The organism is Limnohabitans sp. MMS-10A-192 (assembly GCF_003063335.1).
Classification (GTDB): Bacteria; Pseudomonadota; Gammaproteobacteria; order Burkholderiales; family Burkholderiaceae_C; genus Limnohabitans_A.
Genome location: NZ_NERX01000002.1, coordinates 289,201 through 314,081, shown reverse-complemented (window position 1 = coordinate 314,081; position 24,881 = coordinate 289,201). Strand labels below are relative to the sequence as shown.

The window sequence follows — 24,881 nt, the reverse complement described above, 5'->3', positions numbered from 1 at the left end:
GGCAAGCCCGGCATGACATAACCACAGCGCCAGCTGAATCGTTTCAGCGCATGAAGTTCTTCACATAGTCCGCACCCAGACCGACGTTTTCAAAGTGGGCGCGGTATTTCTCGATGCGCGTGAACACATCGTCGTAGCCGGTCGCATTGCCCTGCGTGTCCACATACATCAGTGCACCGTGCACGGTGAACATGGTGACCATGTCCTGGCAATCGTCAGGCACCACCAGCGTGTGCGTCTCGCCCGGCGGCTCGTAAACATAGCCGCCTTCTGTTGCCACCCAGTCGTGCTCCAGATACAACCATTTGCCGCGCAACACATAGGCGTGCACCATGCCCGAGTGGCGGTGGCGTTGCAGCAAGCCCGAGCGCTTGACCTTGAGCAGGTGGATGTAAAAACCACCGGTCACATTCAAATGCAAAGGCCGTGACCAGATGCCCGGCGCAACGGGCGCCCACAGGCGTTCGTCGTCGGTGTCCACATCGGGGATGACCATGTCAGGCGACATGCCCCAAGGTTGCGGTTTGGCGTAGGGTACGCGGTCGTCCGCAGCAGCTGGCGGGGTGGCAGAGGTGGTCATGGCGGTCCTGTGCAAACAAAAAGGACAGCGTAAAAGCAGCGGGCTTGGTTGTCAGCACTGTGCGCGACAGCGCGTCGCGCAGGTGTCCAGTCAACCCGCGATCAGTGGCCTTCGAAGGACACCAAAGTGAACAGCTTCAAACCCGAAGCCTGGATGCGTTCAGAGCCACCCAGCTCGGGCAGGTCGACGATGGCGGCACCTTCGAGCACCGTCGCGCCCAGTTTCTCCAGCAGCTTCTTGCCCGCCATCATGGTGCCGCCGGTGGCGATCAGGTCATCGATCAACAACACACGCTGACCGGGTTTGACGGCATCGGTGTGCAGCTCCACCGTGGCGCTGCCGTATTCGAGTTCGTAGGTTTCTTCCACCGTGGTGAAGGGCAGCTTGCCCTTCTTGCGGATCGGCACAAAACCCAAGCCCAGCTCGTAGGCCACCACCGAGCCCAGAATGAAGCCACGTGCATCCAGTCCGGCCACCACATCGGGCCGCAAGGCCGGGTCCATGTAGCGGTGCACAAAGGCATCGATCAGCACACGAAAGACACGGGGGTCTTGCAAGAGCGGCGTGATGTCGCGGAACTGCACACCCGGCGCTGGCCAATCGGGCACGGTGCGGATGTGGCTTTTGAGGTAGTCGTTGACGTTCAAATCGTGCATGGCTTCAGCCTCTTAATAATTTTTCTTCGGCCACGGCCAAGGTTTGCGATTTGCCTGACAAGACCAGGGTGTCGCCGTTTTGCAATTCGCTCTCATCTGTCACGGTTTCGGTATGGCCGTTGGCCCTGCGCAAGCTCACTACCCGCACGCCCATGGCATGAAAGGCCAGGTCCTTGACCTGCTTGCCCAGCCAGGGCGAGGCCATGGGCAAGCCCACCGTGGTCAGGCGCTCGTGGTCGATTTCGTCCAGCGTGTCGTCATCGGCGCCGTGAAAGTAACCGCGCAAAAGGTTGTAGCGGGCATCGCGCTGGTCTTGCACCAAACGGATCACGCGCCGCATGGGCACACCCACCAGTGCCAGCGCATGGCTGGCCAGCATGAGCGAGCCCTCCAGGGCTTCGGGCACCACTTCGGTGGCCCCGGCCAGCTGCAGTTTTTCCAGGTCCAGATCGTCTTGCGTGCGCACGATCACCGGCACCTGCGGCGCATGGCTGTGGGCGTGGTCCAGCACCTTCATGGCGGCAGGCACATCCAGGTAAGTGATGACCACGGCGCTGGCGCGGGCCAGACCAGCGGCCATGAGCGACTGCAGTCGGCCTGCGTCGCCAAACACCACCGAGTCGCCCGCAGCGGCCGCCTGGCGGACACGGTCCGGGTCCAGGTCCAGGGCCATGTAGGGGATGTTTTCTTTTTCGAGCATGCGGGCCAGGTTCTGGCCGCAGCGGCCATAGCCGCAAATGATCACATGCTTGCTGGTGTTGATCGACTTGCGGGCGATGGTGGTCATCTGCAAGGACTGCTGGAGCCATTCGCTGGCCACCAACTTCATGACGATGGTGTTGCTGTGCAGGATGATGAAGGGCGTGGCCAACATCGACAACACCATGCTGGCCAACACCGGATTGAGCAAGGCGGGTGGAATCAACTGGTGCTGCGAGCCCAGGGTGAGCAGCACAAAACCGAACTCACCCGCTTGCGCCAAATACAAACCTGTGCGCAGGGCTACCCCTTGCGTGGCCCCGGTCAGCTTGGCCAACGCGGTCACCAACACCAGCTTGAAGAGCACCGGCAAAACGGTGAGCACCGCCACCAAGGGCCAACGCTCGATCACGATGTGCCAGTCCAACAGCATGCCAATGGTGATGAAGAAAAGCCCCAACAACACGTCGTGGAACGGCCGGATGTCCAACTCCACCTGGTGTTTGTATTCGGTCTCGGAGATCAGCATGCCGGCAATGAAAGCACCCAGCGCCAAGCTCAAACCGGCCAGCTCTGTGATCCAGGCCAGCCCCAACGTGACCAGCAAAAGGTTCAGCACAAACAGCTCTTCGCTTTTGCGCCTGGCCACCAAGGTGAGCCACCAGCGCATCACGCGTTGGCCGCCCGTCATCAGCAAGGTGATCAGGACCGCGGCCTTGGCGCCTGCCGCGAGCAAAGCACTGAACATCTCTTCAGCCGGTGCACCCAGCGCGGGAATCATCACAATCAGCGGCACCACCGCCAAATCTTGAAAGAGCAAAACGCCCATCACGCGTTTGCCATGCTCGGATTCAAGCTCCAGCCGATCAGCGATCAACTTGACCACAATGGCCGTGCTGCTCATGGCCATGGCGCTGGACAGGGCCAGCGCGGTATGCCATTCCATTTTCCAAAGGGTTGGCGCCAGGGTTGCGACGAACAAGGAGGCCAAGGTCACGATCACCAAGGTCAAAACCACCTGCAGCAGACCCAGCCCGAACACATGTTTGCGCATCGAGCGCAGCTTGGGCAAGTTGAACTCCAGGCCAATGACGAACATCAGGAACACCACGCCGAACTCGGCCAAGTGCTTCACGCCTTCGGAGTTTTGCGCCAATGCCAGCGCATTCGGGCCAATCACCACACCCACGGCCAGATAACCCAACATGGGGGGCAACTTGAGCATGCGGCATGCCACCACGCCCAAAACGGCGGCCAGCAAATACAGCAGTGTCAATTCAAGAGCGCTCATGCTTGGATGGTACCAAGCCCGCGTGAAAAATCCATGAGTCGGCGCTCGGCGCGCAAGGTCTTTCAGCCCGGCGAAACGCAGCGACAACGCCCCGCCACGTCGACCGATAAAATGGCCCCATGCCCGCTCACAATGCACAAACCCTTCAGCTCGCCCGCGAGACCCTCGACATCGAAGCCGCAGCGCTGCTGACCCTCAAAGACCGGCTCGATGAACGCTTCCTTCAAGCCGTGGACATGATGCTCGGCGTGCAGGGCCGCGTGGTGGTCACCGGCATGGGCAAGAGCGGACACATCGGCCGCAAGATCGCGGCCACACTCGCCTCCACCGGCACGCCCGCCATGTTTGTCCACCCGGGCGAAGCGAGCCACGGCGACCTGGGCATGATCAAAGCGGTGGATCTGGTGCTGGGCATCTCCAACAGTGGCGAAAGCGACGAGCTGGTCGCCATCTTGCCTGTGCTCAAGCGCCAAGGCGTGCCCTTGATCGCCATGACCGGTGGCCTGAGCTCGTCACTGGCACGCCATGCCGACGTGGTGTTGGACACCTCGGTCGAAAAAGAAGCTTGCCCTCTGAACCTGGCCCCCACCGCCAGCACCACAGCGCAGCTGGCCATGGGCGATGCCCTGGCCGTGGCCCTGCTCGATGCACGCGGCTTCAAGCCCGAAGACTTTGCCCGCTCGCACCCCGGCGGCTCCTTGGGCCGCAAGCTGCTGACCCATGTGAGCGATGTGATGCGCCAAGGTGATGAAGTGCCCCGCGTGGGCCCGCAGGCCAGTTTCTCGGACCTGATGCGCGAGATGAGCCGCAAAGGCTTGGGCGCCTCATCGGTGGTCGATGCCGATGGCCGCGTGCTGGGCGTGTTCACCGACGGTGACTTGCGTCGCTTGATCGAAAAGGGAGACGACCTGCGCAGCCTCAAAGCCAGCGATGTCATGCACGCGCAGCCCCGCACGATCGCCGCCGAAGCGCTGGCCGTGGAAGCAGCCGAGATGATGGAGCTGCACCGCATCACCAGCATCCTGGTGGTGGACGATGCAGGCCGCCTGTGCGGTGCCATCAACACCAACGACCTGATGCGTGCGAAGGTGATCTGACATGCAGGCCTTGATCCCAGCCCTGAACTACGCACCCGAATTGCTGCTGCAGGCGCAGGGCATCCGTGTGGTTTTCTTCGACGTCGATGGCGTGCTGACCGACGGCGGTCTGTACTTTTCAGAATCTGGCGAAACGCTCAAACGCTTCAGCACCCTGGATGGCCAAGGCCTCAAGCTCTTGCAGCAAGCGGGCATCACGCCAGTGGTCATCACCGGTCGCGACTCGGCGCCGCTGCGCCTGCGCCTCAAAGCCCTGGGCATCACGCACGCCCGTTTTGGCACCGAAGACAAACGCCCTGCCGCCGAAGACTTCTTGAAAGATTTAGGACTGAGCTGGTCACAAGCCGCCGCCATGGGCGATGACTGGCCCGACTTGCCCGTCATGCAGCGCGTGGCTTTTGCTTGCTCGCCCGCCAACGGTCACGCACAAGCCAAGGCCATTGCCCACCACATCACCACCGAACGGGGTGGCGAAGGCGCAGCCCGTGCCTTGTGTGACCTGCTGCTGGTGGCCGGTGGCCACTACGCGAACTTGCTCGCGCAGGTGGGCGTGAACGCGCACAAAGGGGCCTCGGCATGAGGGCAATCGGCCTGTTTCGCCGAATGCTGGATCGGCTGTCCTTGTACCTGCCTCTGATCTTGATGGGATTTTTGGCGCTGGGCAGCTGGTGGCTGGTGCGCAGCATGCCGGCCATGGTCTATGCCGATGAAAACAAGCCCGCGCGCCAAGAGCCGGACTACCGACTGGAAAACTTCTCGGTCAAATCCTTTGACACCACGGGTCGCATGACACGCGAGGTGCTGGGTGACAAAGGCCGTCACTTTCCCAATGTGGACGAGATGCACATCGACCATGTACGCGTCTACTCCGAGAGCGAAACAGGTGTGAAAGTCCACGCCAAAGCCCAAGCGGGCATCGCCACGGGCGATGGTGAGCGCGTGACTTTGGTGGGCAATGCACAAGCCATTCGCTTGGCCGACGCCCAATCACCACGCACCGAATTGCGTGGCGAGCGCTTGGTGGCGCTGGCCAAACAAGATCGACTGCTGTCATCTGACCCGGTGGAAATCACCCGCGACAAAGACGTCTTCACCGCACTCACGCTGAACTTCGACAGCAGGAGCGGCATTTATCTGCTGGAAGGCCGCGTGCGCGGCGTGCTGGCGCCCAAACCCTGAAAGCACACATGAAACTGGTCTTCATCACTGGAGGGTCCAGTGGCATCGGCCAAGCGATGGCCACCGCTTATTTGCAGCAAGGCTGGCGCGTGGCGCTGGTGGCCAGGCGGCTCGGTGCCCTGGAAACTTGGGCCACAGACATGTCTGCGCAACTGCGCTTGAGCCCGGATCGCATCCACGTCTATGGCGCCGATGTGCAAAATCCGGACAGCATCATTTTGGCGGCCGAGCAATGCATGGCGCAAATGGGTGTGCCCGATGTGGTGATCGCCAATGCAGGCATCAGCCAAGGTGTGGACACCGCCGAGCGCGAAGATCTGGCCGTGATGCGCCAGGTGATGGACACCAATGTGCTGGGCATGGCAGCCACCTTTCACCCCTTCATTCGCGGTATGCAAGCGCGCGGCTCGGGCACCTTGGTCGGTATCGCCAGCGTGGCGGGCATTCGCGGTTTGCCAGGTCATGCGGCTTACTGCGCCAGCAAAGCCGCTGTGATCAGTTATTGCGAGAGTTTGCGCGGCGAGTTGCGCGCCAGCGGCGTTCAAGTCACCACCATCGCACCGGGTTATGTGGCGACACCGTTGACCGCGCGCAACCGCTACCCCATGCCTTTTTTGATGACCGCCCAAGACTTCGCCAGACAGGCTTTGCGCTGCATTGCACGCGGCACGAGCTACCAAGTCATCCCTCGGCCCATGGGTGTGGTGGCCAAGTTGCTGCGCCTTTTGCCCAATGCGGTGTTTGATCGCGTGCTCAAGGGCCAGCCCCGAAAACACAGGCACTCAGACAAGTGAGACTGGCCCAAGTGTCTGGGCATGCATCGGGCCCAGAAACAACAAAGCCCTGCAGTGCAGGGCCTTGTCAAGATTCAGCAGCTGAGTGTTCTCAGCCGCGGGCGTGAATCAGTAACCGCCGCCGTAGCCGCCGCCGCCTTCGCGACGACCACCACCATTGCCGCCGCCGTTACCGCCACGTGGGCCAGCACCGTAGGGGCTGCGGAAACCGCCGCCGCCACCTTCACGGCCACCGCCGTAACCGCCGCCGCCTTCGCGACCGCCGCCGTAGCCACCGCTGCCGCCTTCACGACCGCCACCGTAGCCACCGCCGCCGCCTTCACGACCACCGCCGTAACCGCCGCCGCCGCCTTCACGACGACCGCCGCCAAAGCCGCCACCGCCACCGAAACCACCGGTGCGGGGAGGACGTGCTTCCATTGGGCGGGCTTCGTTGACCACCACATTGCGGCCACCCAAAGGCTGACCGTTCATGCCGTTGATCGCAGCTTGCGCTTCGTCATCGCTGCCCATTTCCACAAAGCCGAAGCCTTTGGAGCGGCCCGTGTCACGTTCCATCATGACTTTGGCGCTGGTGACAACACCGAATTCACCGAAAGCTTGTTCCAAATCGCCGTCACGAACCGAGTAAGGCAGGTTGCCGACGTAAAGTTTGTTGCCCATGAAAGGGACTCCTCAAAACACAGAGATAAAAGCGATGGAGCTCTGAAAGCGCATTCAACAAACCTTGAAACATCGGAAGGAAGGCGAAACTGATCTGGTCACCGCAAACAATGCGTTGCTGTTTTTCTACAGCAACGCTCGTCCATTATGCGCCATAAAACAAAAAAAGATGCAAGGGGTATCCCCGCAAAGCGCGCCCTGACGGGCTTTCAGACCCAGCCCAATGGTTTTACCAACTCACTTCGCGGTCGGGTGTGGCACTGATTTTGTGCACACTCAGGTCGGCGCCTTCGTACTCTTCTTCAGGGCTGAGTTTCAGACCCAAAATGGCTTTGAGCAGGCCATAAACCACAAAACCACACAACAAGGCCCAGGCCACGCCCATCACGGTACCGATCAATTGGGCCGTGAAGTTCACCCCGCCCAATCCGCCAAAACTCTGCATGCCAAAGATGCCAGCAGCGATACCACCCCAGGCACCACACACCCCGTGCAAAGGCCAGACACCGAGCACGTCATCGATTTTCCATTTGTTTTGGGTCAGGGTGAACATCACCACGAACAGCGCACCGGCCACAGCACCGACCGCAAGCGCACCAAATGGGTGCATCAAATCAGAGCCAGCGCAGACAGCGACCAAACCCGCCAAAGGACCGTTGTGCACAAAGCCAGGGTCGTTTTTTCCCAACAGCAGGGCGGCCAAAGTGCCTCCGACCATGGCCATCAAGGAATTGACAGCCACCAAACCTGAGATCTTGTCCAAAGTCTGCGCGCTCATCACGTTGAAACCAAACCAACCCACGATCAAGATCCAGGCACCCAGCGCCAAGAAAGGAATGCTCGATGGCGGATGGGCCGAGACCTGACCGTCCTTGCGGTAACGGTTGTAACGTGCGCCCAGCAAAATCACGGCAGGCAAGGCGATCCAGCCGCCCATGGCATGCACGACCACGGAACCTGCAAAGTCGTGGAACTCGTCGCCGGTAAAGGCTTTGATCCAAGCCTGCACGCCAAAATGCTGGTTCCAGGCAATGCCTTCAAAGAAGGGGTAGACAAAGCCGACGATCACGGCTGTCGCAATCAATTGGGGCCAGAACTTGGCCCGCTCAGCGATGCCGCCCGAGATGATGGCCGGGATGGCCGCAGCAAAGGTCAGCAGAAAAAAGAACTTGACCAGTTCATAACCATTCTTGGCCGCGAGCACTTCCGCGCTCACAAAGAAACTGGTGCCATAAGCCACGCCGTAGCCGACCACAAAATACACCACGGTGGACACCGAGAAGTCCACCAGGATCTTCACCAGCGCATTGACCTGGTTCTTTTTGCGAACTGTGCCCAGCTCCAGAAAGGCAAAACCGGCATGCATGGCCAAGACCATGATCCCGCCGAGCAAAATAAAGAGCGCGTCTGCGCCCTGTTTCAGTGCATCCATCACTGTCCTCTTTGATTTTTGATTTAACTTGGTGCGGAAAAAGCCATCTCTGGCGTTTCGCACCATTTGCAAGCACAAACCATGCCCAATTTGATGCAAACGCGCATTTTGAGGCCACCTTTAGTGCACACGCCACCGATCGCCCCGCTCACAACAGCGGCCTCTGCGTCTCGTAAGATCGGGTTTTTACCGCCGACGCACAGGCCAAGACCTGCGCCTGAAAATCACATGGAAGCCTTCCTCGTCTCTACCGGCATCGTGGCCTTGGCCGAAATGGGTGACAAAACCCAGTTGCTGTCACTGGTGCTGGCGGCCCGTTTTCGCAAGCCCTGGCCCATCGTGCTGGGCATTCTCGTGGCCACGCTGGCCAACCATGGGCTGGCCGGTGCCGTGGGCAGCTGGGTCACCACCGTGCTGGGCCCCGATGTGCTGCGCTGGGTGCTGGGCGGCTCGTTCATCGCCATGGCCGTGTGGATGCTGATCCCCGACACGCTGGACGACGAAGAGGGCGACGCCGCGCCGCGCATGGGCGTCTTCCTGACCACCGTGGTGGCCTTCTTTCTGGCCGAGATGGGCGACAAAACCCAGATCGCCACCGTGATGCTGGCCGCGCAGTACCAAGCCTGGTTCACCGTGGTGGCCGGGACCACGCTGGGCATGATGCTGGCCAACGCGCCAGTGGTTTGGCTGGGCGATGCCATCACCAAACGTGTGCCGCTGCGCATGGTCCACATCGTGTCGGCGGTCATTTTTGCCGTGCTGGGTGCTGCGGCACTGCTGGGCTGGGGCTGATTTATACTTGCAGAGCGCCGATTTGCTCCAGCTTGCGGGCGCAGGAATCTAGAGGATTCCAAAATGCAGCTAAAGAGGTCGAGCCCAACCCGGTATCGCTTCTTCAGCGTTATCGGGTTTTTTTATTTTCGCCATGCGCTTGATTGCCACACCACAGTCGATGACCTTTGAAGCCGCTTTGCCTTTGCAAAGCGGTGCGTCCATCCGTGGCTATTCGCTCAGTTACGAAACCTACGGCACGCTCAATGCCGACAAGTCCAACGCGGTGCTGATCTGCCACGCGCTCAACGCCTCGCACCATGTGGCCGGCGTCTATGCCGAGCAACCCAACAACACCGGCTGGTGGGACAACATGATCGGCCCAGGCAAGCCCCTGGACACCGACCGCTTTTTTGTCATTGGCGTGAACAACCTGGGCTCGTGCTTTGGCTCCACGGGCCCCATGCACGTGAACCCCGACACGGGCCGTGTGTACGGCGCCGACTTCCCGGTCGTCACCGTGGAAGACTGGGTCAATGCCCAAGCCCGGCTGCTGGACGCGTTGGGCATTGAACAACTGGCTGCGGTCATGGGCGGAAGCCTGGGCGGCATGCAGGCCCTGAGCTGGACGCTGCAATACCCCGAGCGCATGAAGCACGCGGTGGTGGTGGCCAGCGCCCCCAACCTGAACGCCGAGAACATCGCCTTCAACGAAGTGGCGCGCCGCGCCATCGTGACCGACCCGGACTTCCACAACGGCCACTTCTACGCGCATGGCGTGGTGCCCAAGCGCGGCCTGCGCATCGCCCGCATGATCGGCCACATCACGTACCTGAGTGACGACGTGATGAACGAGAAGTTCGGCCGCGAATTGCGCAACGCCGTCAACAGCGAAACGGGCTACAAATACTCCACGCAAGAAGTGGAGTTCCAGATCGAGAGCTACCTGCGCTACCAGGGCGACAAGTTCAGCGAGTACTTCGACGCGAACACCTATTTGCTGATCACACGGGCACTCGACTACTTCGACCCGGCCCGCGCTTTTGGCGGCGACCTGTCCAAGGCGCTGGAGCGCGCAGTTTGCAAATTTTTGCTGGTGAGCTTCACCACCGACTGGCGCTTCTCGCCGGCACGCAGCCGCGAAATGGTCAAGGGCCTGATCGACAACCGCCGTGATGTGAGCTACGCCGAGATCGACGCGCCGCACGGGCACGACGCCTTTTTGCTGGACGATGAACGCTACATGAACCTGGTGCGCGCCTACTTCGAGCAGATCGCCCAAAGCCTCACACCTGCCATCGGAGGTGCCGCATGAGCGACCCCTTGATCATGCAAGCCATTGCCCGCCTGGTGCCGCGTGGCGCACGCGTGCTGGACCTGGGCTGCGGCGACGGCGCCCTGTTGGCCTATCTGCAAAAGCACAACGGGTGCACCGGCTACGGTGTGGAGCTGGACGACGCCAACGTGCTGGCATGTGCCCAGCGCGGCGTGAACGTGCTGCAACTCAACCTGGACCAAGGCCTGAAGGTCTTTGCCGACCAGTCGTTTGACGTGGTGCTGCAGATCGACACGCTGCAACACCTGCGCAACGCCGAAGTCATGCTGCGCGAAACCGCCCGCGTGGGCAAGATCGGCATCGTGGCCTTTCCCAACTTCGGGCACTGGTTCAACCGCCTGAGCGTGTTGCGCGGCCGCATGCCCGTGACCAAGCGCCTGCCTTACCAGTGGTACGACACGCCCAACATCCGTGTGGGCACCTATGCCGACTTTGCCGATCTGGCCCGCAAAAACCAGCTGCAAGTGCTCGATTCATTCGGCCTGCAACATGGCCAGGAAGTGCGCGTCTTGCCCAACCTGATGGCGGGCACGGCGGTCTTCAAATTGCAGCGCAGCTGAAATGCGGCGGGCGCAAGCCGCACCCGCCACCGAACTCAAGCGGTGAATTCCTGATCGTGCATCCAAGCCGCGTGCTTGGGCGCGCGTTTGGTTTTTGCCCATTCTTCCAGCATGTCCCATTTGCAAGCGTCGAGCTTTTGGTACATCTCGGGCGTGCCCACATCGGCCGCCAACTCCAGGCGGTGGCCATTGGGGTCAAAAAAGTAAATGCTCTTGAAAATGGTGTGGTTGGTCGGGCCCAGCACCTCCACGCCATTGGCTTGCAGCTGCGCCTTGGCTTCTTCAAGCGCCTGCAGGCTGTCGACCTGGAAGGCGATGTGCTGCACCCACTCGGGTGTGTTGGTGTCGCGGCCCATATCGGGGGAATTGGGCAACTCGAAAAAAGCCAGCACGTTGCCGCCACCGGCATCCAGAAAAACGTGCATGTACGGATCGGGCGCCTTGGTCGACGGCACCAGGTCTTCGGCGATCGCCAGCACAAAGTCCATGTTCAGGTTTTTGACATACCAGTCGACCGTGGTCTTGGCGTCTTTGCAGCGGTAAGCCACGTGGTGAATGCGGTTGATTTTCATGGGGGTCTCCTTGCGCAGGGTTTCAGCCAGCCACGCGGGCTTGTTGCAAAGCCTCGCGCAAAACTTTCAAATCGCCAATGTGATTGGCCAACAACAGGATCAAGCGCGCATTGAGCGCTTCGCTTTGCTCGTCGCTCAAGCCGTTGTGGGCGTCGATCAGGTGTTCGTAAAACTCGTCACCCGGCGAAAAGTCACGAAAGAAGCGGCGACCCGCCTCGTGAAAGTGGGGGTCGGTTTTCAGTGCAGACGTGTTCATGTCCATCCTCCTCAAGCTTGGCAAATGGCGCGCGCCACAGCGGCTTGCACCGCCGCTGGCTGCAGTTGGCGCCAGCGGGCGAGCACATGCTGATCCGGGCGCAGCAAATAGACCGTTTCGGCTTGGGCGTCGTAGCGTTTGGCCATCCAGCCTTGCGCATCGACCACCACCGTCCAGCCCGGCACACTCAGCGCGACAGGTGACACGATCAGCGTGTCCACCGACACGGCGCCTTGCCGGAAAGCTTGCAAGGTGGCCAAGGTCTCGGCGCTGGGAGCCGCATCGACAAACAACAGACACTGGAATCCCTTGCCCACCTGGTCGAGCAGCCAGGCGTCTTGCCCGTTCACTTGCACCGGCGCATCGTCCATCGGCGCACCGGGCACCATCTGCCCGGCAAACACCTCGGTGTCCTGTGTGTTGAGCACCGACTCGGTCAGGAAAGACGGCATCGACAGGCGCCCCGAGTTGACCAGTTTGCGCGCAAACGGGTGGTGCTTGGCCAGCGCCAGCACCTGGTTTCGGAAGGTCTTGCTGGTGCGGCTCTTGGGCGTGATGAAGTCGGTCGAGCGCGTCGAATTCTTGATGTTCTCGTCGGCCGCAAACTGGCGGTCGTGCGCGTAGGTGTCGAGCAACTTGTCGCTGGCCTGGCCCTTCATGACCAGCGCCAGTTTCCACATCAGGTCGTCCACATCTTGAAAGCCCGAGTTGGCACCGCGTGCGCCAAAGGGCGAGACCTGGTGCGCCGCATCGCCCACAAACAACACGCGGCCATGGCGAAAGTCGGTCATGCGGCGGCACTGGAAGGTGTAGATGCTGACCCACTCCAGCTCGAATGGGCGCTCGTCGCCCAGCATCGCTTTCAAACGCGGAATGACTTTTTCGGGTTTCTTTTCTTCTTCCGGGTCGGCGTCCCAACCCAGCTGAAAGTCGATGCGCCAAACGTTGTTGCTTTGCTTGTGCAGCAACACGCTTTGGTTGGGGTGAAAAGGCGGATCGAACCAGAACCAGCGCTCGGCGGGGTAATCGGCCTTCATGATCACATCGGCGATCAAGAAGCGGTCCTGGAACACACGGCCTTCGATGTCCAAACCCAAGTGGCGGCGGATCGGGCTGCGTGCGCCGTCAGCCACGACCAGCCAGTCGGCCTCGATGTCAAATGCGCCGTCGGGTGTCTCGACGCTCAGGGTGGCGTGGTCGTCGTGGCCTTCGTCGTGGCGGGTGACGGCAGTGACCTTGTGCTGCCAGCGGATGTCGGCACCCAGCGCCAGTGCGCGGGCAATCAGCATTTCCTCGACGTGGTACTGCTGCAGGTTGATCATGCCGGGGCGCTTGTGGCCCGCATCGGGCACCAGGTTGAACTGGTAGACCTCGTCTTCTTCCAAAAAAGTGCGGCCGATGTTCCAGCTCACGCCCAAGCCGCAAGCCTCGTCGGCAATGCCCAGGCGGTCCAAAATTTCGAGCGAACGCTTGGCGTAGCACACGGCACGGGAGCCGACCGAGACGGTCTTGTCATCGTCAAAGACCACCACCTCCAGCCCCTGCAAGCGGGCATCGATGGCCGCAGCCAAACCGACCGGGCCCGCACCAATGACGATCAAAGGCTTGCGCTGCGGTGGCGTCGTCATCCATGCGGTGGACGCTTTGTACGGATAAATCGGGTTGACGTAAGCACCCATGCGTGGTCTCCGGCCATGTGAAAAAGCACCCCTGGGTGCGACACCCGTAATTTACTATAGATAAATCAGTTTACCTATCCGTAATTTTAAAAACACAGGCCAATGCCCTGGTTTCAGCGCTGTCACCAGGCTTTCAGCAAAGAAAAACCACTGCGGCTATCCTTTCACTTGTTTCTTTGTATGACAACTCCATGAGTCAACACTTCACCCCCGTCTCCAGCGGTGCGCGTCTGTCCGATCAGGTGGCCGAGCAATTGGCCGCCGAGATCAAGCAAGGCCGCCTGCAGCCCGGCGACAAGCTGCCGACCGAGGCACGCCTGGTCGAGCAATTTCAGGTCAGTCGCACCGTGGTGCGCGAAGCGGTCTCCCGCCTGAAATCGCTGGGCCTGGTGGACTCGCGTCAAGGCAGCGGCGTGTTTGTGAACAACCAGCTGCCGTTTGCCCCTTTGAACTTTGAAGCCCAGTTGGCCGCCTCTGAAGAAGCGGTGATCCAGATGGTCGAAGTGCGCCGCGCGCTGGAAGCCGAAGTGGCCGGCCTGGCCGCACAGCGGCGCAATGCTGCCGACATCCGCGCCATCACACAAGCCGTCAAGGCGCTGGATGCGGCCGTGCAAGCCGGCCACAACGGTGTGGACGAAGACATGAAATTCCACCGCGCCATTGCCGACGCGGCGCGCAACCCTTTCCTGATTCAAACGCTGGAGTATCTCGGCCAATTCTTGCGTGGCGTGACTCAGGTCACGCGGGCCAACGAGGCACGGCGGGTTGACTTTGCCAAGCAAGTGCAGAGCGAACATCAGGCCATCCTCGAAGCTGTTCAGGCGGGCGATGCGCAGCTGGCACGCCAAGCCGCCGCCACCCACATGGGCAATGCGATCGTGCGCATTCGATGCGCCGACCCGGTGTTCTGGCAACAAGAGGGCGAGCGCCTGGCTCAGCCTCTGGTCAAAGGCGTCAAACGCCACAACAGCTGAAACCCTCTCTTTTCTTTCTCCTGCATCACAAGGCACCTTCATGGATTTGCAACTTCAAAACCAACACGTTCTGATCACTGGCGGCAGCAAAGGCATCGGCCTGGCCTGTGCGCAGGCCTTCTTGCAAGAGGGCGCGAAGGTGTCGCTCGTCTCGCGTGATACCGCCAACCTGGACAAGGCCCGCCAAAGCCTGCAAACCCAATTTGCGGCCGAGCGCATCCACACCGTGGCCGCCGATTTGCGCGACCCGCAAGCGGCCCTGACGGCGCTCAACTCGGCCGAGGCTGCCTTCGGCCCGGTCGATGTGCTGGTCAATTCGGCCGGCGCCGCCAAACGCACGCCCGCACCCGAGCTGACGCCCGAGGCCTGGCAAGACGCGATGCAGGCCAAGTACTTCACCTACATCCACATGATCAACCCCAGCATCCAGCGCATGGCCGCTCGTGGCCAAGGTGCCGTGGTCAACGTGGTGGGCAACGGCGGCAAAGTGGCCAGCCCCATCCACCTGCCCGGTGGCGCGGCCAATGCGGCCCTGATGCTGGCCAGCGCCGGACTGGCTGCGGCTTATGGCCCGCAGGGCATCCGCGTGAACGCGATCAACCCCGGCCTGACGCGCACCGACCGCCTGCAAGAAGGCATGGTGGCCGATGCCCGCAACCAAGGCATCAGCACCGAGCAAGCGATGGCCCAGGCCGTGGCGCGCATCCCCCTGGGCCGCATGGCGGAGCCCGAGGAGATCGCCAACGCGGTGGTCTTTCTGGCTTCGGCCAAGGCCAGCTACATCACCGGCATTTGCATGAGCATGGACGGGGCCCTCAACCCGATCGTGGTGTGATGCGCCCCGCCACACTGCTGGCCGCGCTGTGCCTGGGCCTGTGTGCGCTGACGGCTTCGGCCCAGACGCCTGCACCCCTGAGCACCGTGGCGTCCGTGGACGTGCCGCGCTACATGGGCACTTGGTACGAGATCGCCAAGTACCCCAACTGGTTCCAGAAAAAATGCGCCAGCAGCACCAGCGCCCACTACAGCCTGCAAGCCGATGGCCAGGTGCAGGTGCTCAACCGCTGCAAAACCGCCAGCGGAGAGTGGAGCGAAGCCCTGGGCCAGGCGCGCCAGATTGGCCGCGCCAACTCGCCCCGCCTGCAAGTGCGCTTTGCACCGGCCTGGTTGTCGTTCATCCCCTTGGTTTGGGGCAACTACTGGATCATCGACCTCGACCCGCAATACCAATGGGTGGTGGTGAGCGAACCCAGCCGGGAGTATTTGTGGATCCTGTCACGCACACCGGAATTGCCTGCGGCCACTTACCAGAGCTTGCTCGACAAATTGGCCGCCAACGGCTTTGACCTGCAGCGCATCCAGCTCAGCGCGCCCTGAAGTCCCGGTCAGCTCATTTGACCTGGATGTCTTCCAGGTACTTGAGCAAGGAGATGATGCGGTCCTGCGCTGACCACTCTGCGGTGCCCGCCGAGTCACCCGGACGGGTCATGGCGCGCTTTTTGAAAACCTGGCCCCAGACCGGCATTTCACGCGAGCCGTGCGGCCCTGCATCGCCCGACCAACGGCCATCGATCACCTCGGCCATCAAATCCTGTGGAAACGCGCCCGCATTGCGCTGAGCGATCGTCGTCAAATCTGCAGGCGACTTGACCAGCGAGGACCGCATCGGGCCATCGCCCTTGCCCGTCATGCCATGGCAACTGGCGCAGTTGTCGCGAAAGTCCGCTCGCCCCAAAGCGACGGAAGTCTGCGCCCAGCAAGCGCCCGACATGAGCAAGAAGCTGACCGGCAAAAAGCTGACCCACCAGGCCAATTGGGAACGTGTGTGTTTCATGAGACCGGGCCTCCAAAGCGATGGACTCATGCTATTGAAACCGACACCGCGTTTTCTTGATCTGGCGCACAGGAAACTGTCAAGCACCTGGCTTTCACACCTGTGTCATCGCAGCGGGTTATCTTTCGTGACTTGGCTGAATCCTCCGGCCGCTGACCTGAACTTGTGGAGAGCACGCATGCCCAAAGACTTTTCGACCATGGAAGACAGCAACCGCTCTGGCAACCCCTCGATCCATGAACTGATCGCCCGCCTGCCGCTGGACCGCCGCACGGTCTTGCGCGGTGCAGGGCTGGCCAGCTTGCTGGGCGTGTTGCACCCTTTGTCGGGCTGCGCCAGTTTGGCCACAGACAAAGCGCGCTTGGGCTTCACCGCCATCCCGCCCGGCCAGACCGATGCCCTGGTGGTGCCGCCCGGCTACGTGGCGCAAGTGATCGCCCGCTGGGGGGAGCCTGTGGGCATCGCGGGCAACATGCCGGCGTTTCGCACGGACGCCAGCAACAGCGCCGAGGACCAGGCCGCACAACTGGGCATGCACCACGACGGCCTGGCTTTTTTCCCGCTGAACGGCTCATCCACCCACGGCCTGATCGCCCTCAACCACGAGTACACCGACGACGGCTTGCTGCACCCCGATGGCTTTGCGCCCATGAACGCGGCCAAAGTGAAGAAGTCGCAAAACGCCCACGGCCTGTCGGTCTACGAGGTCAAGTTCAACGGCACGCAGTGGGAGATGGTGCGCCCCTCAGCCTATGCGCGCCGCTTCACCATGGACACGCCGTTTGCCATGTCGGGCCCGGCCGCAGGCCACGCCCTGCTGCGCACCGCCGCCGACCCGCAAGGCCGCACCACGTTGGGCACACTGAACAACTGCGCCAGCAGCGCCACGCCCTGGGGCACTTATCTGTCGGGCGAAGAGAACTGGATGTTCTATTTCGGTGGCGGCAAAGACATCAGCGCCCACCACAAACGCTGGGGCATGAACGAAAAAGGGCTGTACGCCTGGGAGCGTTTTGACGAGCGCTTTGACGCCACCAAAACACCCAATGAAGCCAACCGCTTTGGCTGGGTGGTCGAAGTCGATCCCATGGACCCGAGCAGCACCCCCATCAAACGCACGGCTCTGGGCCGCGCCGCGCACGAGGGCGCTTGGGTGGCGCTCACGCAAGACCAACGCGCCGTGGTCTATTCGGGCGAAGACGCCCGCTTTGAATACATCTACAAATTCGTCAGCACTGGCCGCATGCAGCCCGGCGGGGCCAAAGCCAACCGCCACCTGCTGGACGAGGGCACGCTGCATGTGGCCCGCTTCGATGCCAACGGCCAAGGCCAGTGGCTGCCGCTGGTGCATGGCCAAGGGCCACTCACAGCGGCCAACGGTTTTGCCGACCAGGGCGAGGTGCTCATCAAAGCGCGGCAGGCCAGCGATTTGCTGGGCGCGACCAAGATGGACCGCCCCGAATGGCTGGCCATCGACAAGGCTTCGCGCTGGGTCTATTGCACGCTGACCAACAACAGCCAACGCGGCACACCGGGCAAGCCCGGCGTTGACGCGGCCAACCCGAGGGCCAACAACAGCATGGGCCAAATCATCCGCTGGCGCGAGGCGGGTGACTTTGACGGCATGACCTTTGAATGGAACCACCTGGTGCTGGCCGGTGACCCGGCCAACGAACGGGCCGAGGCCAAGGGCAACGTGAAGGGCGACATCTTTGGCTGCCCGGACGGTTTGGGCTTCAGCCCCAATGGCTTGCTGTGGATCCAGACCGATGCCCACGCCACGCAGATGTACAAAGGCGAATTCGCCCGCATCGGCAACAACCAGATGCTGGCTTGCGACACGGCCACGGGCGAGATTCGCCGCTTCTTGACCGGGCCCACCAACTGCGAGATCACCGGCGTGAGCTTCACGCCCGATGGCCGCAACCTGTTCATCAGCGTGCAGCACCCGGGTGAAACGCCCACCGACCGAAGCGACCCCCAGCAGCCGCAAAAGTATTCGAGCTGGCCCGACTACCAGCCCGATGGCCGCCCCCGCTCTGCGAACGTGGTGATCCGCAAAATCGACGGCGGCGTGATCGGCTCTTGAAGACCTGTGGGTAGCTTGGCGCTTCCGCGCCGACGCTGATTCAACACAAGCCTGATGTCAGGACTGAAGCCCCGACCTGCAGATCGAATCGGTCTTAAGCGTTGAAGATCGAGACCGTCTTGGTGTTGAGGTAAGCGTCCAGCGCCTCGGGGCCGCCTTCGGAGCCGTAGCCCGAATCCTTGATGCCGCCAAAAGGCAGCTCAGGCCAAGGGGCTGCAGGCTGGTTGACCCAAAGCATGCCCACCTCCAGGCGCTGGCTCAACAGGTGCGAGGTCTTGAGGGAGTTGGTGAAGGCGTAACCCGACAAGCCGAAAGGCAGGCGGTTGGCTTCCGCGATCGCGTCTTCGATCTTCTCGAAAGTGCGGATCGCGGCAATCGGACCGAAGGGCTCGTTGTTGACCACATCGGCGTCCAGCGGCACATGCGACAAGACCGTGGGCGCAAAGAACAGGCCTTCGGTCCCGATGCGCTCGCCACCGGCCAGCACCTTGGCGCCTTTGGCGCGGGCGTCTTGCACGATCGCTTGCATGGCCACCAGGCGGCGCTCATTGGCCAAGGGGCCCATTTGCGTGCCCGCCACCAAGCCATCACCCACCTTGAGCGACTGGGCGTGCGCGGCCATCAACTGCGAAAACTCTTCGGCGACTTTGTGGTGCACCAAAAAGCGGGTGGGCGAGATGCACACCTGACCGGCATTGCGGAACTTGGCCGCGCCAGCCGTCTTCACCGCCAGGGCGATGTCGCCGTCTTCGGCCACGATCACCGGGGCGTGACCGCCCAGCTCCATGGTGGCGCGCTTCATGTGCTGACCGGCCAAGGCCGCCAGCTGCTTGCCCACCGGCGTGGAGCCCGTGAAGGTGATTTTGCGGATCACGGGGTGCGCGATCAGGTAGTTGGAGATCTCAGACGGTGTGCCGTAAACCAGGCCAATCACGCCTTCGGGCACGCCTGCGTCCTGAAAGGCGCGGATCAACTCGGCGGGCGATGCCGGTGTTTCTTCGGGCGCTTTGACGATGATCGAGCAACCGGTGGCCAGGGCCGCCGACATCTTGCGCACCACCTGGTTGACCGGGAAGTTCCAGGGGGTGAATGCCGCCACAGGGCCCACGGGCTGCTTGAGCACCTGCTGCTGCACATTGATGTTGCGCGGCGGCACGATGCGGCCATACACGCGGCGGCCTTCTTCGGCGAACCACTCGATGATGTCGGCAGCCGACATGGCTTCGACCTTGGCTTCGCCCAGCGGCTTGCCTTGCTCTTGCGTGAGCAGCTCGGCAATTTGGGGGGCGCGCTCGCGCATCAGGGCGGCGGCTTTGCGCATGATGGCGCTGCGCTCGTTGGCGGGCGTGTCGCGCCAGATCTCAAAACCCTTTTGCGCGGCCTGCGCAGCACGCTCCAAGTCGGCCACACCGGCATGGGCCAGGCGACCAATCTCGGCGCCGGTGGCGGGGTTGAACACGGGCATCGTGCGGCCGCTTTCGGCATCACACCATTGGCCATTGATGAAGAGCTGGGTGTTGGGGTAAGTCATGGTCTCGTCCTGTGAACGCGTTGATCGGCAGTGGGCGCATTGTGTCCGAAATGGGTCTGGCGTGCGTCAAGCACGGGACACGCTCAAGCCGATCGCAAGGCTTTGGCCAGGTGCTCGATCAACACGTTCACCCGATGCGGGATGTAGCGGTTGCTGGGCAGCACCGCGTAAATGCCCAAGGCCGGTGGCGCAAAGTCCTGCAAAAGCTCGACCACCTCGCCCCGCGCCAAAAAGGGCTCGGCAATGAAGTCCGGCTGGCGCGTGATGCCCAGACCCTGTGCGGCCGCTTGCGTGAGCGCGACACCGTTGTTGGACCGGATGCGGCCGCGCACCGCAAAAGCGCTGACCTGCCCCGCGTCGGCATAAGCCCAAGTGGCCGCGTTCATGGTCATGGAATAGATCAGGCATTCGTGGTGCCGCAATTGCTCGGGGTGCAGCGGCTGGCCATGCTCTGACAAATAGCCGGGCGAGGCCAGGGTGAGCAAGTGGCATTCGCCCAGGTGCCGCACGATGTCGCCCGGCTGCAAATCGGCGGTGATGCGGATCGACAAGTCGATGCCTTCTTCAACCAGGTTGGAACGCTGGTCCGAGAAATCCATCATCAGCTCGATGTGCGGCTGCGCCTTGGCGAACGCCAGCAGGGCGGGCATGAGCCGCTGCAAGCCAAAGCTCAGCGGCAAGCCCAAGCGGATGCGACCTCGCGGCACGGCTTTTTCTTCGTCCAAGCTCGATTCGGCCGCGTCCACCATGTTCAGGATGACGCGGCACTTTTCCAGATAAGCGGCCCCAGCGGCAGTCAAGGTCAGGCTGCGCGTGCTGCGGGTGATGAGCTTGACGCGCAGGTGCTTTTCCAGCCCGGCGATTTGGCGCGTGACGGCCGAGCGCGCCACCTGCAGCTGGTCGGCCACGGCGGTGAAGCTGCCTGCTTCGGCCACGCGCACAAAGGTTTGCATCGCATCGAGTTTGTCCATTGTTGCCAATTTTGCAACAAGTATTTGCACATTGGCTACTTTTTCTAATCACGGGCAAGACCTACAGTCACCCATCGAAAGTGAAAGCCCCCATGTCCACCCCCCGATCTGTCCTGTTTGTGCCCCACGGCTCCCCGATGTTTGCCCTGCGCCCCGGCGCTGCAGGCGCCGCCATGAGCCAGCTGGTGCCGAGCTTGGGCACGCCCCGCGCCATCGTGGTGGTCAGCCCCCACTGGGAGACGGCTGCGCCCACCGTGGGTTTTGCCACCCGGCCCGAGACCCTCCACGACTTTGGTGGTTTTGATCCCCGTCTGTACGAGATGCAATACCCTGCCACCGGCTGCCCCGAAGCCGCTGAGCAGGTGGTCGCCGCCTTGCAGGCCGCAGGCTTGCCTGCCCTGAAAGACGCCCACCGCGGCCTGGACCACGGCGCCTGGACACCCTTGCGCCAAATGTTCCCGGATGCCGACATCCCGATCGTCCCGCTGTCGGTTCAAAGCCATCTGGGCCCGGCACACGCCTTGCGCTTGGGCCAGGCGCTGGCACCGCTGACCGAGCAGAACATCCTGATCGTGGCCTCGGGCAATGTGACGCACAACCTGCGCGACTTCATGACGGTGAGCATGCAAGGCGGCGCTGCGCCCGCTTATGTGCAAGCGTTTGCCGACTGGATCCACACCCACATGGTGCAGCGCGATGTGGCTGCTTTGCTGGACTACCGCCAGCAAGCGTCTGGCCAACGTGCTCACCCGACCGACGAACATTTGCTGCCCTTGTTCACCGCACTGGGCGCTGCGGGCGCTGACGCACAGCCAGAAGCTTTTTTCCGAGGTATCAGTGACCATGTGATTGCCATGGATGGCTACACTTTCCACTGAACAGGACACACGATGAGCACCCACTACACCCCCCTTGCCAAAAGCCTGCACTGGCTGATGGCGCTCATGGTCTTCGGCCTGCTGGCCCTGGGTTTTTACATGAGCGACTTGCCCTTGTCGCCCGACAAGCTGCAGCTGTACTCTTGGCACAAATGGGCTGGCGTGACGGTCTTCGTGCTGGTTTGGTTGCGCCTGGCCTGGCGCATCTCGCACCGCCCTCCCGCGATGTCAGCGAGCATGTACGGCGCCGTGAAACTGGCGGCTCATGCCGGGCACTGGCTGCTGTACGTCTTCATGGTCATCATCCCCTTGAGCGGCTGGCTGATGAGCTCGGCCAAGGGCTTTCAAACGGTCTGGTTCGGCGTGCTGCCCATCCCGGACCTGATTGGCAAAGACAAAGCGCTGGGCCGCTCGCTGACCGAACTGCACGAAGCGTTGAACATCGCCTTCCTCTTGCTGATCGTGGTGCACGCGCTGGCGGCTTTCATGCACCACTTTGTGCACAAAGACGACACCCTGCGCCGCATGCTGCCTGGCACATCCAAACCCTGAGAACCCCATGAACCTTCTGAACAAAACCCTGGCCCTAGCCATCACCGCCTTGGCTTTACAAGCGCACGCTGCGCCGTACCAAGCCATCGTGCCTGCCAAAAGCAGCGTCACCTTCAGCTACAAGCAAATGGGCGTGGCCGTTGACGGCCGCTTCAAAAAGTTTGCCGCACAGCTGAACTTTGACCCGGCCAAAGCCGATGCCGCCAAAGCCAGCTTCGATGTGGAACTGGCCAGCGTGGACGCTGGATCGAGCGAGGCCGATGACGAAGTCGTGACCAAGTCCTGGTTCAACGCGGCGGCCTTTCCTAAGGCCACATTCGTGGCCAAGCAGTTCAAGCAAACTGCGCCCAACCAATACGAAGTCAGCGGCACGCTCACCATCAAGGGCCAGACCCGCGAGGTGAAGTTCCCGATGAAGCACTCCGCGCAAGGCAAAGACGGCGTGCTGACCGGTGGCTTCACGCTCAAGCGCGGCGACTTCAACATCGGCGAAGGCATGTGGACCAAGTTCGATGTGGTGGCCAACGACATCCAGGTCAACTTTTCCCTCACCGCTACACAAGGCAAATGAACTTGCCCCAGACATGGACCCCCGATCGAGTCGGGGGTGACAAGCAATCGTTTTGCACGCGCACACGGTCAACAAGGAATTGTCTGCCCGGGCACACGGTGAACAAGAAATTGTCGCCCCGGGCACGCGCACAACAAAAAATTGTCATACCCGCGCACGCGGGTATCCATCCCCTTTTTCTCGCCTCACTTTTTTTTACAGGAGCTTTCCCATGACATCTTTGAAAAAACTCAGCGCCGCGTTGGCCTTTGCATCCCTGGCCGCTGGCTCGGCCCTGGCCGCACCCGTGACCTACAACGTGGACGCGAACCACACCTACCCGCGTTTCTCGTACTCGCACTTTGGCTACTCGACCCAGTTGAGCAGCTTCAGCAAAACCAGTGGCAAAGTGGTGTTTGACGCCGAAGCCAAAACCGGCTCGGTGGACATCGAAATCGACATGACCTCGGTCAACACCGGCTCGGTGGACTTCAACGGTCACATCCAGGGCGAAGACTTCCTTCATACAGCCAAATTCCCCAAGGCCACCTTCAAGTCCACCAAAGTGGTGTTTGAAGGCGACAAGCCCAAGGCCATCGAGGGCAACTTGACCATCAAAGGCGTGACCAAGCCTGTGACCCTGACAGTCACAGGCTTCCAAGCCATGCCCCACCCCATGATGAAAAAGCCTGCTCTGGGCGCCAACGCTTTCACCACCATCAAGCGCACCGAATTCAATGCAGGCAAGTACGCCCCTTACGTGGGTGACGACGTGCGCATCGACATCGCCATCGAAGCCGTAGCACCCTGATGCACTGAGCGCTTGGCCCGTCTTGCCGGGTCATGAACAAGCCCCCCGGTATGCCTCATGCCGGGGGGTTTTTTTTTGGGTGTCTATCGGATCCATGCCGTTTGATCAATGGTCTGCTCACGCTGGCGGACCTAGCATGCTTGCTCACTTTTCATCAACCCAAGCGGGAGTTGTGCATGCGACCCGAAATGCTCGCCCAGATGCAAGCGGCCCCGATTGCCCAAGTGGAGACGGTCATGTCCTTGTTCAAAAAAATCCTGGTGCCGATCGACGGCAGCAAAACCTCAGACAAAGCCCTGGACTACGCCTTGCGCCTGGCCAAAGATGGCAAAGGTCAGGTCCGGCTGGTGCATTGCATCGACGAGATGTCTTTTCTGGGCAGCCAAGAATACTCGGGAGAACTGATGCAAATCGCCCGTGAAAACGGCAACCGCATTTTGCAAGCCGGCACCGCCACCGCCAAAGCCATGGGCGTGGCGACAGACCACGTGCTGATCGACCGCGTCGCGCAGCGCCTGGGTGATGCGGTGGCCGATGCAGCAGGCGATTGGGGCGCCGACCTGATCGTGATCGGCACGCACGGGCGGCGCGGCATCGGGCGCGTGCTGCTGGGCAGCGGCTCCGAGCAAATCATGCGCCTGTCCCCGGTCCCGGTGCTGATGATCCGGGGCTTTGATTGACCCACGCCTGCGCCCGGTTTCAGGCCTCGGGCTGTGCGTCGGTCACCAAGTCGGCTTGAACGGCGCGAACGCGGTCATCGATGTAATACCCGCCGTACTCGGTGTACTTGAGCAGCACGCGATCGCACTGGCTGCATGTGAAGACATCGCAACGGTTGTAGGGAAAGAACGCCGGTGCGATCGGCGCATCGGGTGAGTCGTAACGCGTTTTGTGGGGATGAAACTCTTCGTACGTCGGCTCGGGGCCAAAGCCGTCGGACGCGCGCAAGCTGCCCACACGCGAGACCTGCGCGGCAGGCCAGCGCTCGCCGGGCACACTCTCCCAACCGGTGCATGCGCCCATGGCGCAGGTGCATGAACGCGACAACTGCGCTTGAGCCAAAGCCTTCAGTTGTGCAGGCAGGATGAGCGGGATTTCAAAGTCAGACATGGTGAGAAGAACAGAT

General features: G+C 61.7%; 28 protein-coding genes. 16 read left to right on the top strand and 12 right to left on the bottom strand.

The window, feature by feature from the left end; all coding sequences use genetic code 11:
* Positions 1 to 43: 43 nt before the first annotated feature.
* From B9Z43_RS06310 to B9Z43_RS06300, 3 genes are all read right to left on the bottom strand, one after another.
* On the bottom strand, positions 44 to 580 hold the full coding sequence (locus B9Z43_RS06310) for a 2,4'-dihydroxyacetophenone dioxygenase family protein (RefSeq protein WP_108323826.1): 537 nt from the start codon (positions 578 to 580) through the stop codon (positions 44 to 46).
* A gap of 101 nt (positions 581 to 681) precedes the next feature.
* On the bottom strand, positions 682 to 1,236 hold the full coding sequence (locus B9Z43_RS06305) for an adenine phosphoribosyltransferase (RefSeq protein WP_108323824.1): 555 nt from the start codon (positions 1,234 to 1,236) through the stop codon (positions 682 to 684).
* A gap of 4 nt (positions 1,237 to 1,240) precedes the next feature.
* Positions 1,241 to 3,226 carry a monovalent cation:proton antiporter family protein gene (locus B9Z43_RS06300; RefSeq protein WP_108323822.1) on the bottom strand — a complete coding sequence of 662 codons (1,986 nt, stop codon included), beginning with the start codon at positions 3,224 to 3,226 and terminating at the stop codon, positions 1,241 to 1,243.
* A gap of 119 nt (positions 3,227 to 3,345) precedes the next feature.
* Here B9Z43_RS06300 and B9Z43_RS06295 point away from each other — a divergent pair, with 119 nt between their 5' ends.
* Genes B9Z43_RS06295 through B9Z43_RS06280 form a run of 4 tightly spaced genes read left to right on the top strand, consistent with a single transcriptional unit; the run spans position 3,346 to position 6,296 of the window.
* The gene (locus B9Z43_RS06295; RefSeq protein WP_108323820.1) at positions 3,346 to 4,323 is read left to right on the top strand and encodes an SIS domain-containing protein; all 978 of its coding nucleotides are present in this window, start codon (positions 3,346 to 3,348) and stop codon (positions 4,321 to 4,323) included.
* Between the two features lies 1 nt (position 4,324).
* Entirely contained in the window at positions 4,325 to 4,903 is a 579-nt protein-coding gene (locus B9Z43_RS06290; RefSeq protein WP_108323818.1) for an HAD family hydrolase, read from the top strand.
* Complete coding sequence (gene lptC, locus B9Z43_RS06285) at positions 4,900 to 5,502, top strand: LPS export ABC transporter periplasmic protein LptC (RefSeq protein ID WP_233250033.1); 603 nt, start codon at positions 4,900 to 4,902, stop codon at positions 5,500 to 5,502. Before B9Z43_RS06290 ends, lptC begins: the two co-directional genes overlap by 4 nt.
* A gap of 8 nt (positions 5,503 to 5,510) precedes the next feature.
* Positions 5,511 to 6,296 carry an SDR family oxidoreductase gene (locus B9Z43_RS06280; protein ID WP_108323816.1) on the top strand — a complete coding sequence of 262 codons (786 nt, stop codon included), beginning with the start codon at positions 5,511 to 5,513 and terminating at the stop codon, positions 6,294 to 6,296.
* 108 nt (positions 6,297 to 6,404) lie between these two features.
* Here B9Z43_RS06280 and B9Z43_RS06275 read toward each other — a convergent pair whose 3' ends face one another.
* A complete protein-coding gene (locus B9Z43_RS06275) occupies positions 6,405 to 6,959 on the bottom strand; it encodes an RNA-binding protein (protein WP_108323814.1) in 555 nt (184 codons plus the stop codon).
* Between the two features lie 229 nt (positions 6,960 to 7,188).
* Complete coding sequence (locus B9Z43_RS06270) at positions 7,189 to 8,391, bottom strand: ammonium transporter (RefSeq protein WP_108324143.1); 1,203 nt, start codon at positions 8,389 to 8,391, stop codon at positions 7,189 to 7,191.
* 228 nt (positions 8,392 to 8,619) lie between these two features.
* On the opposite strand from B9Z43_RS06270, the gene B9Z43_RS06265 reads away from it, so the two are divergent.
* From B9Z43_RS06265 to metW, 3 genes are all read left to right on the top strand, one after another.
* Positions 8,620 to 9,183 (top strand): TMEM165/GDT1 family protein, encoded by a 564-nt coding sequence (locus B9Z43_RS06265; RefSeq protein ID WP_108323812.1) that lies wholly within the window; start codon positions 8,620 to 8,622, stop codon positions 9,181 to 9,183.
* Between the two features lie 133 nt (positions 9,184 to 9,316).
* On the top strand, positions 9,317 to 10,477 hold the full coding sequence (locus B9Z43_RS06260; RefSeq protein WP_108323810.1) for a homoserine O-acetyltransferase: 1,161 nt from the start codon (positions 9,317 to 9,319) through the stop codon (positions 10,475 to 10,477).
* Positions 10,474 to 11,058 carry a methionine biosynthesis protein MetW gene (gene metW / locus B9Z43_RS06255; protein WP_108323808.1) on the top strand — a complete coding sequence of 195 codons (585 nt, stop codon included), beginning with the start codon at positions 10,474 to 10,476 and terminating at the stop codon, positions 11,056 to 11,058. The genes B9Z43_RS06260 and metW overlap by 4 nt, the downstream gene beginning before the upstream one ends.
* Before the next feature lie 35 nt (positions 11,059 to 11,093).
* Here the strand turns inward: metW and B9Z43_RS06250 are convergent, their stop codons facing one another.
* From B9Z43_RS06250 to B9Z43_RS06240, 3 genes are read right to left on the bottom strand one after another with little or no spacing between them, the layout of a single operon-like run.
* A complete protein-coding gene (locus B9Z43_RS06250) occupies positions 11,094 to 11,630 on the bottom strand; it encodes a VOC family protein (protein ID WP_108323806.1) in 537 nt (178 codons plus the stop codon).
* 22 nt (positions 11,631 to 11,652) lie between these two features.
* Positions 11,653 to 11,886 carry a DUF2783 domain-containing protein gene (locus B9Z43_RS06245; RefSeq protein ID WP_108324142.1) on the bottom strand — a complete coding sequence of 78 codons (234 nt, stop codon included), beginning with the start codon at positions 11,884 to 11,886 and terminating at the stop codon, positions 11,653 to 11,655.
* A gap of 11 nt (positions 11,887 to 11,897) precedes the next feature.
* Entirely contained in the window at positions 11,898 to 13,565 is a 1,668-nt protein-coding gene (locus tag B9Z43_RS06240) for an FAD-dependent oxidoreductase (protein ID WP_108323804.1), read from the bottom strand.
* Between the two features lie 191 nt (positions 13,566 to 13,756).
* Here B9Z43_RS06240 and B9Z43_RS06235 point away from each other — a divergent pair, with 191 nt between their 5' ends.
* The 3 genes from B9Z43_RS06235 to B9Z43_RS06225 are packed head-to-tail and all read left to right on the top strand — an operon-like array spanning position 13,757 to position 15,916.
* Positions 13,757 to 14,539 (top strand): FadR/GntR family transcriptional regulator, encoded by a 783-nt coding sequence (locus B9Z43_RS06235; RefSeq protein ID WP_108323803.1) that lies wholly within the window; start codon positions 13,757 to 13,759, stop codon positions 14,537 to 14,539.
* A 40-nt stretch (positions 14,540 to 14,579) separates the two neighbouring features.
* The gene (locus tag B9Z43_RS06230) at positions 14,580 to 15,374 is read left to right on the top strand and encodes an SDR family oxidoreductase (protein WP_108323801.1); all 795 of its coding nucleotides are present in this window, start codon (positions 14,580 to 14,582) and stop codon (positions 15,372 to 15,374) included.
* On the top strand, positions 15,374 to 15,916 hold the full coding sequence (locus B9Z43_RS06225; protein WP_108323799.1) for a lipocalin family protein: 543 nt from the start codon (positions 15,374 to 15,376) through the stop codon (positions 15,914 to 15,916). Before B9Z43_RS06230 ends, B9Z43_RS06225 begins: the two co-directional genes overlap by 1 nt.
* Positions 15,917 to 15,929: 13 nt before the next feature.
* Here B9Z43_RS06225 and B9Z43_RS06220 read toward each other — a convergent pair whose 3' ends face one another.
* Entirely contained in the window at positions 15,930 to 16,373 is a 444-nt protein-coding gene (locus B9Z43_RS06220) for a c-type cytochrome (RefSeq protein ID WP_233250034.1), read from the bottom strand.
* A 178-nt stretch (positions 16,374 to 16,551) separates the two neighbouring features.
* Here B9Z43_RS06220 and B9Z43_RS06215 point away from each other — a divergent pair, with 178 nt between their 5' ends.
* Positions 16,552 to 18,462 carry a PhoX family phosphatase gene (locus tag B9Z43_RS06215; RefSeq protein WP_108323797.1) on the top strand — a complete coding sequence of 637 codons (1,911 nt, stop codon included), beginning with the start codon at positions 16,552 to 16,554 and terminating at the stop codon, positions 18,460 to 18,462.
* Between the two features lie 94 nt (positions 18,463 to 18,556).
* On the opposite strand, the gene B9Z43_RS06210 is transcribed toward B9Z43_RS06215, so the two are convergent.
* The gene (locus tag B9Z43_RS06210; RefSeq protein ID WP_108323795.1) at positions 18,557 to 19,993 is read right to left on the bottom strand and encodes an NAD-dependent succinate-semialdehyde dehydrogenase; all 1,437 of its coding nucleotides are present in this window, start codon (positions 19,991 to 19,993) and stop codon (positions 18,557 to 18,559) included.
* A gap of 83 nt (positions 19,994 to 20,076) precedes the next feature.
* Positions 20,077 to 20,964, bottom strand: a complete 888-nt coding sequence (locus tag B9Z43_RS06205) for a LysR family transcriptional regulator (protein ID WP_108323793.1) — start codon at positions 20,962 to 20,964, stop codon at positions 20,077 to 20,079.
* Positions 20,965 to 21,056: 92 nt separating this feature from the next.
* Between B9Z43_RS06205 and B9Z43_RS06200 the strand changes: the two genes are divergently transcribed.
* The 5 genes from B9Z43_RS06200 to B9Z43_RS06180 all read left to right on the top strand — a co-directional run bounded on the left by B9Z43_RS06200 (position 21,057) and on the right by B9Z43_RS06180 (position 24,435).
* A complete protein-coding gene (locus tag B9Z43_RS06200; RefSeq protein ID WP_108324140.1) occupies positions 21,057 to 21,842 on the top strand; it encodes a dioxygenase in 786 nt (261 codons plus the stop codon).
* A 12-nt stretch (positions 21,843 to 21,854) separates the two neighbouring features.
* Positions 21,855 to 22,394 (top strand): cytochrome b, encoded by a 540-nt coding sequence (locus tag B9Z43_RS06195; RefSeq protein ID WP_108323791.1) that lies wholly within the window; start codon positions 21,855 to 21,857, stop codon positions 22,392 to 22,394.
* Positions 22,395 to 22,401: 7 nt separating this feature from the next.
* Complete coding sequence (locus B9Z43_RS06190; RefSeq protein ID WP_108323789.1) at positions 22,402 to 22,965, top strand: YceI family protein; 564 nt, start codon at positions 22,402 to 22,404, stop codon at positions 22,963 to 22,965.
* 220 nt (positions 22,966 to 23,185) lie between these two features.
* Positions 23,186 to 23,755 (top strand): YceI family protein, encoded by a 570-nt coding sequence (locus B9Z43_RS06185; RefSeq protein WP_199222270.1) that lies wholly within the window; start codon positions 23,186 to 23,188, stop codon positions 23,753 to 23,755.
* A 176-nt stretch (positions 23,756 to 23,931) separates the two neighbouring features.
* Positions 23,932 to 24,435, top strand: coding sequence for a universal stress protein (locus tag B9Z43_RS06180; RefSeq protein ID WP_233250035.1), 504 nt, complete (start codon positions 23,932 to 23,934; stop codon positions 24,433 to 24,435).
* Positions 24,436 to 24,454: 19 nt separating this feature from the next.
* On the opposite strand, the gene B9Z43_RS06175 is transcribed toward B9Z43_RS06180, so the two are convergent.
* Complete coding sequence (locus tag B9Z43_RS06175; protein ID WP_108323785.1) at positions 24,455 to 24,865, bottom strand: hypothetical protein; 411 nt, start codon at positions 24,863 to 24,865, stop codon at positions 24,455 to 24,457.
* Between the last annotated feature and the right edge of the window lie 16 nt (positions 24,866 to 24,881).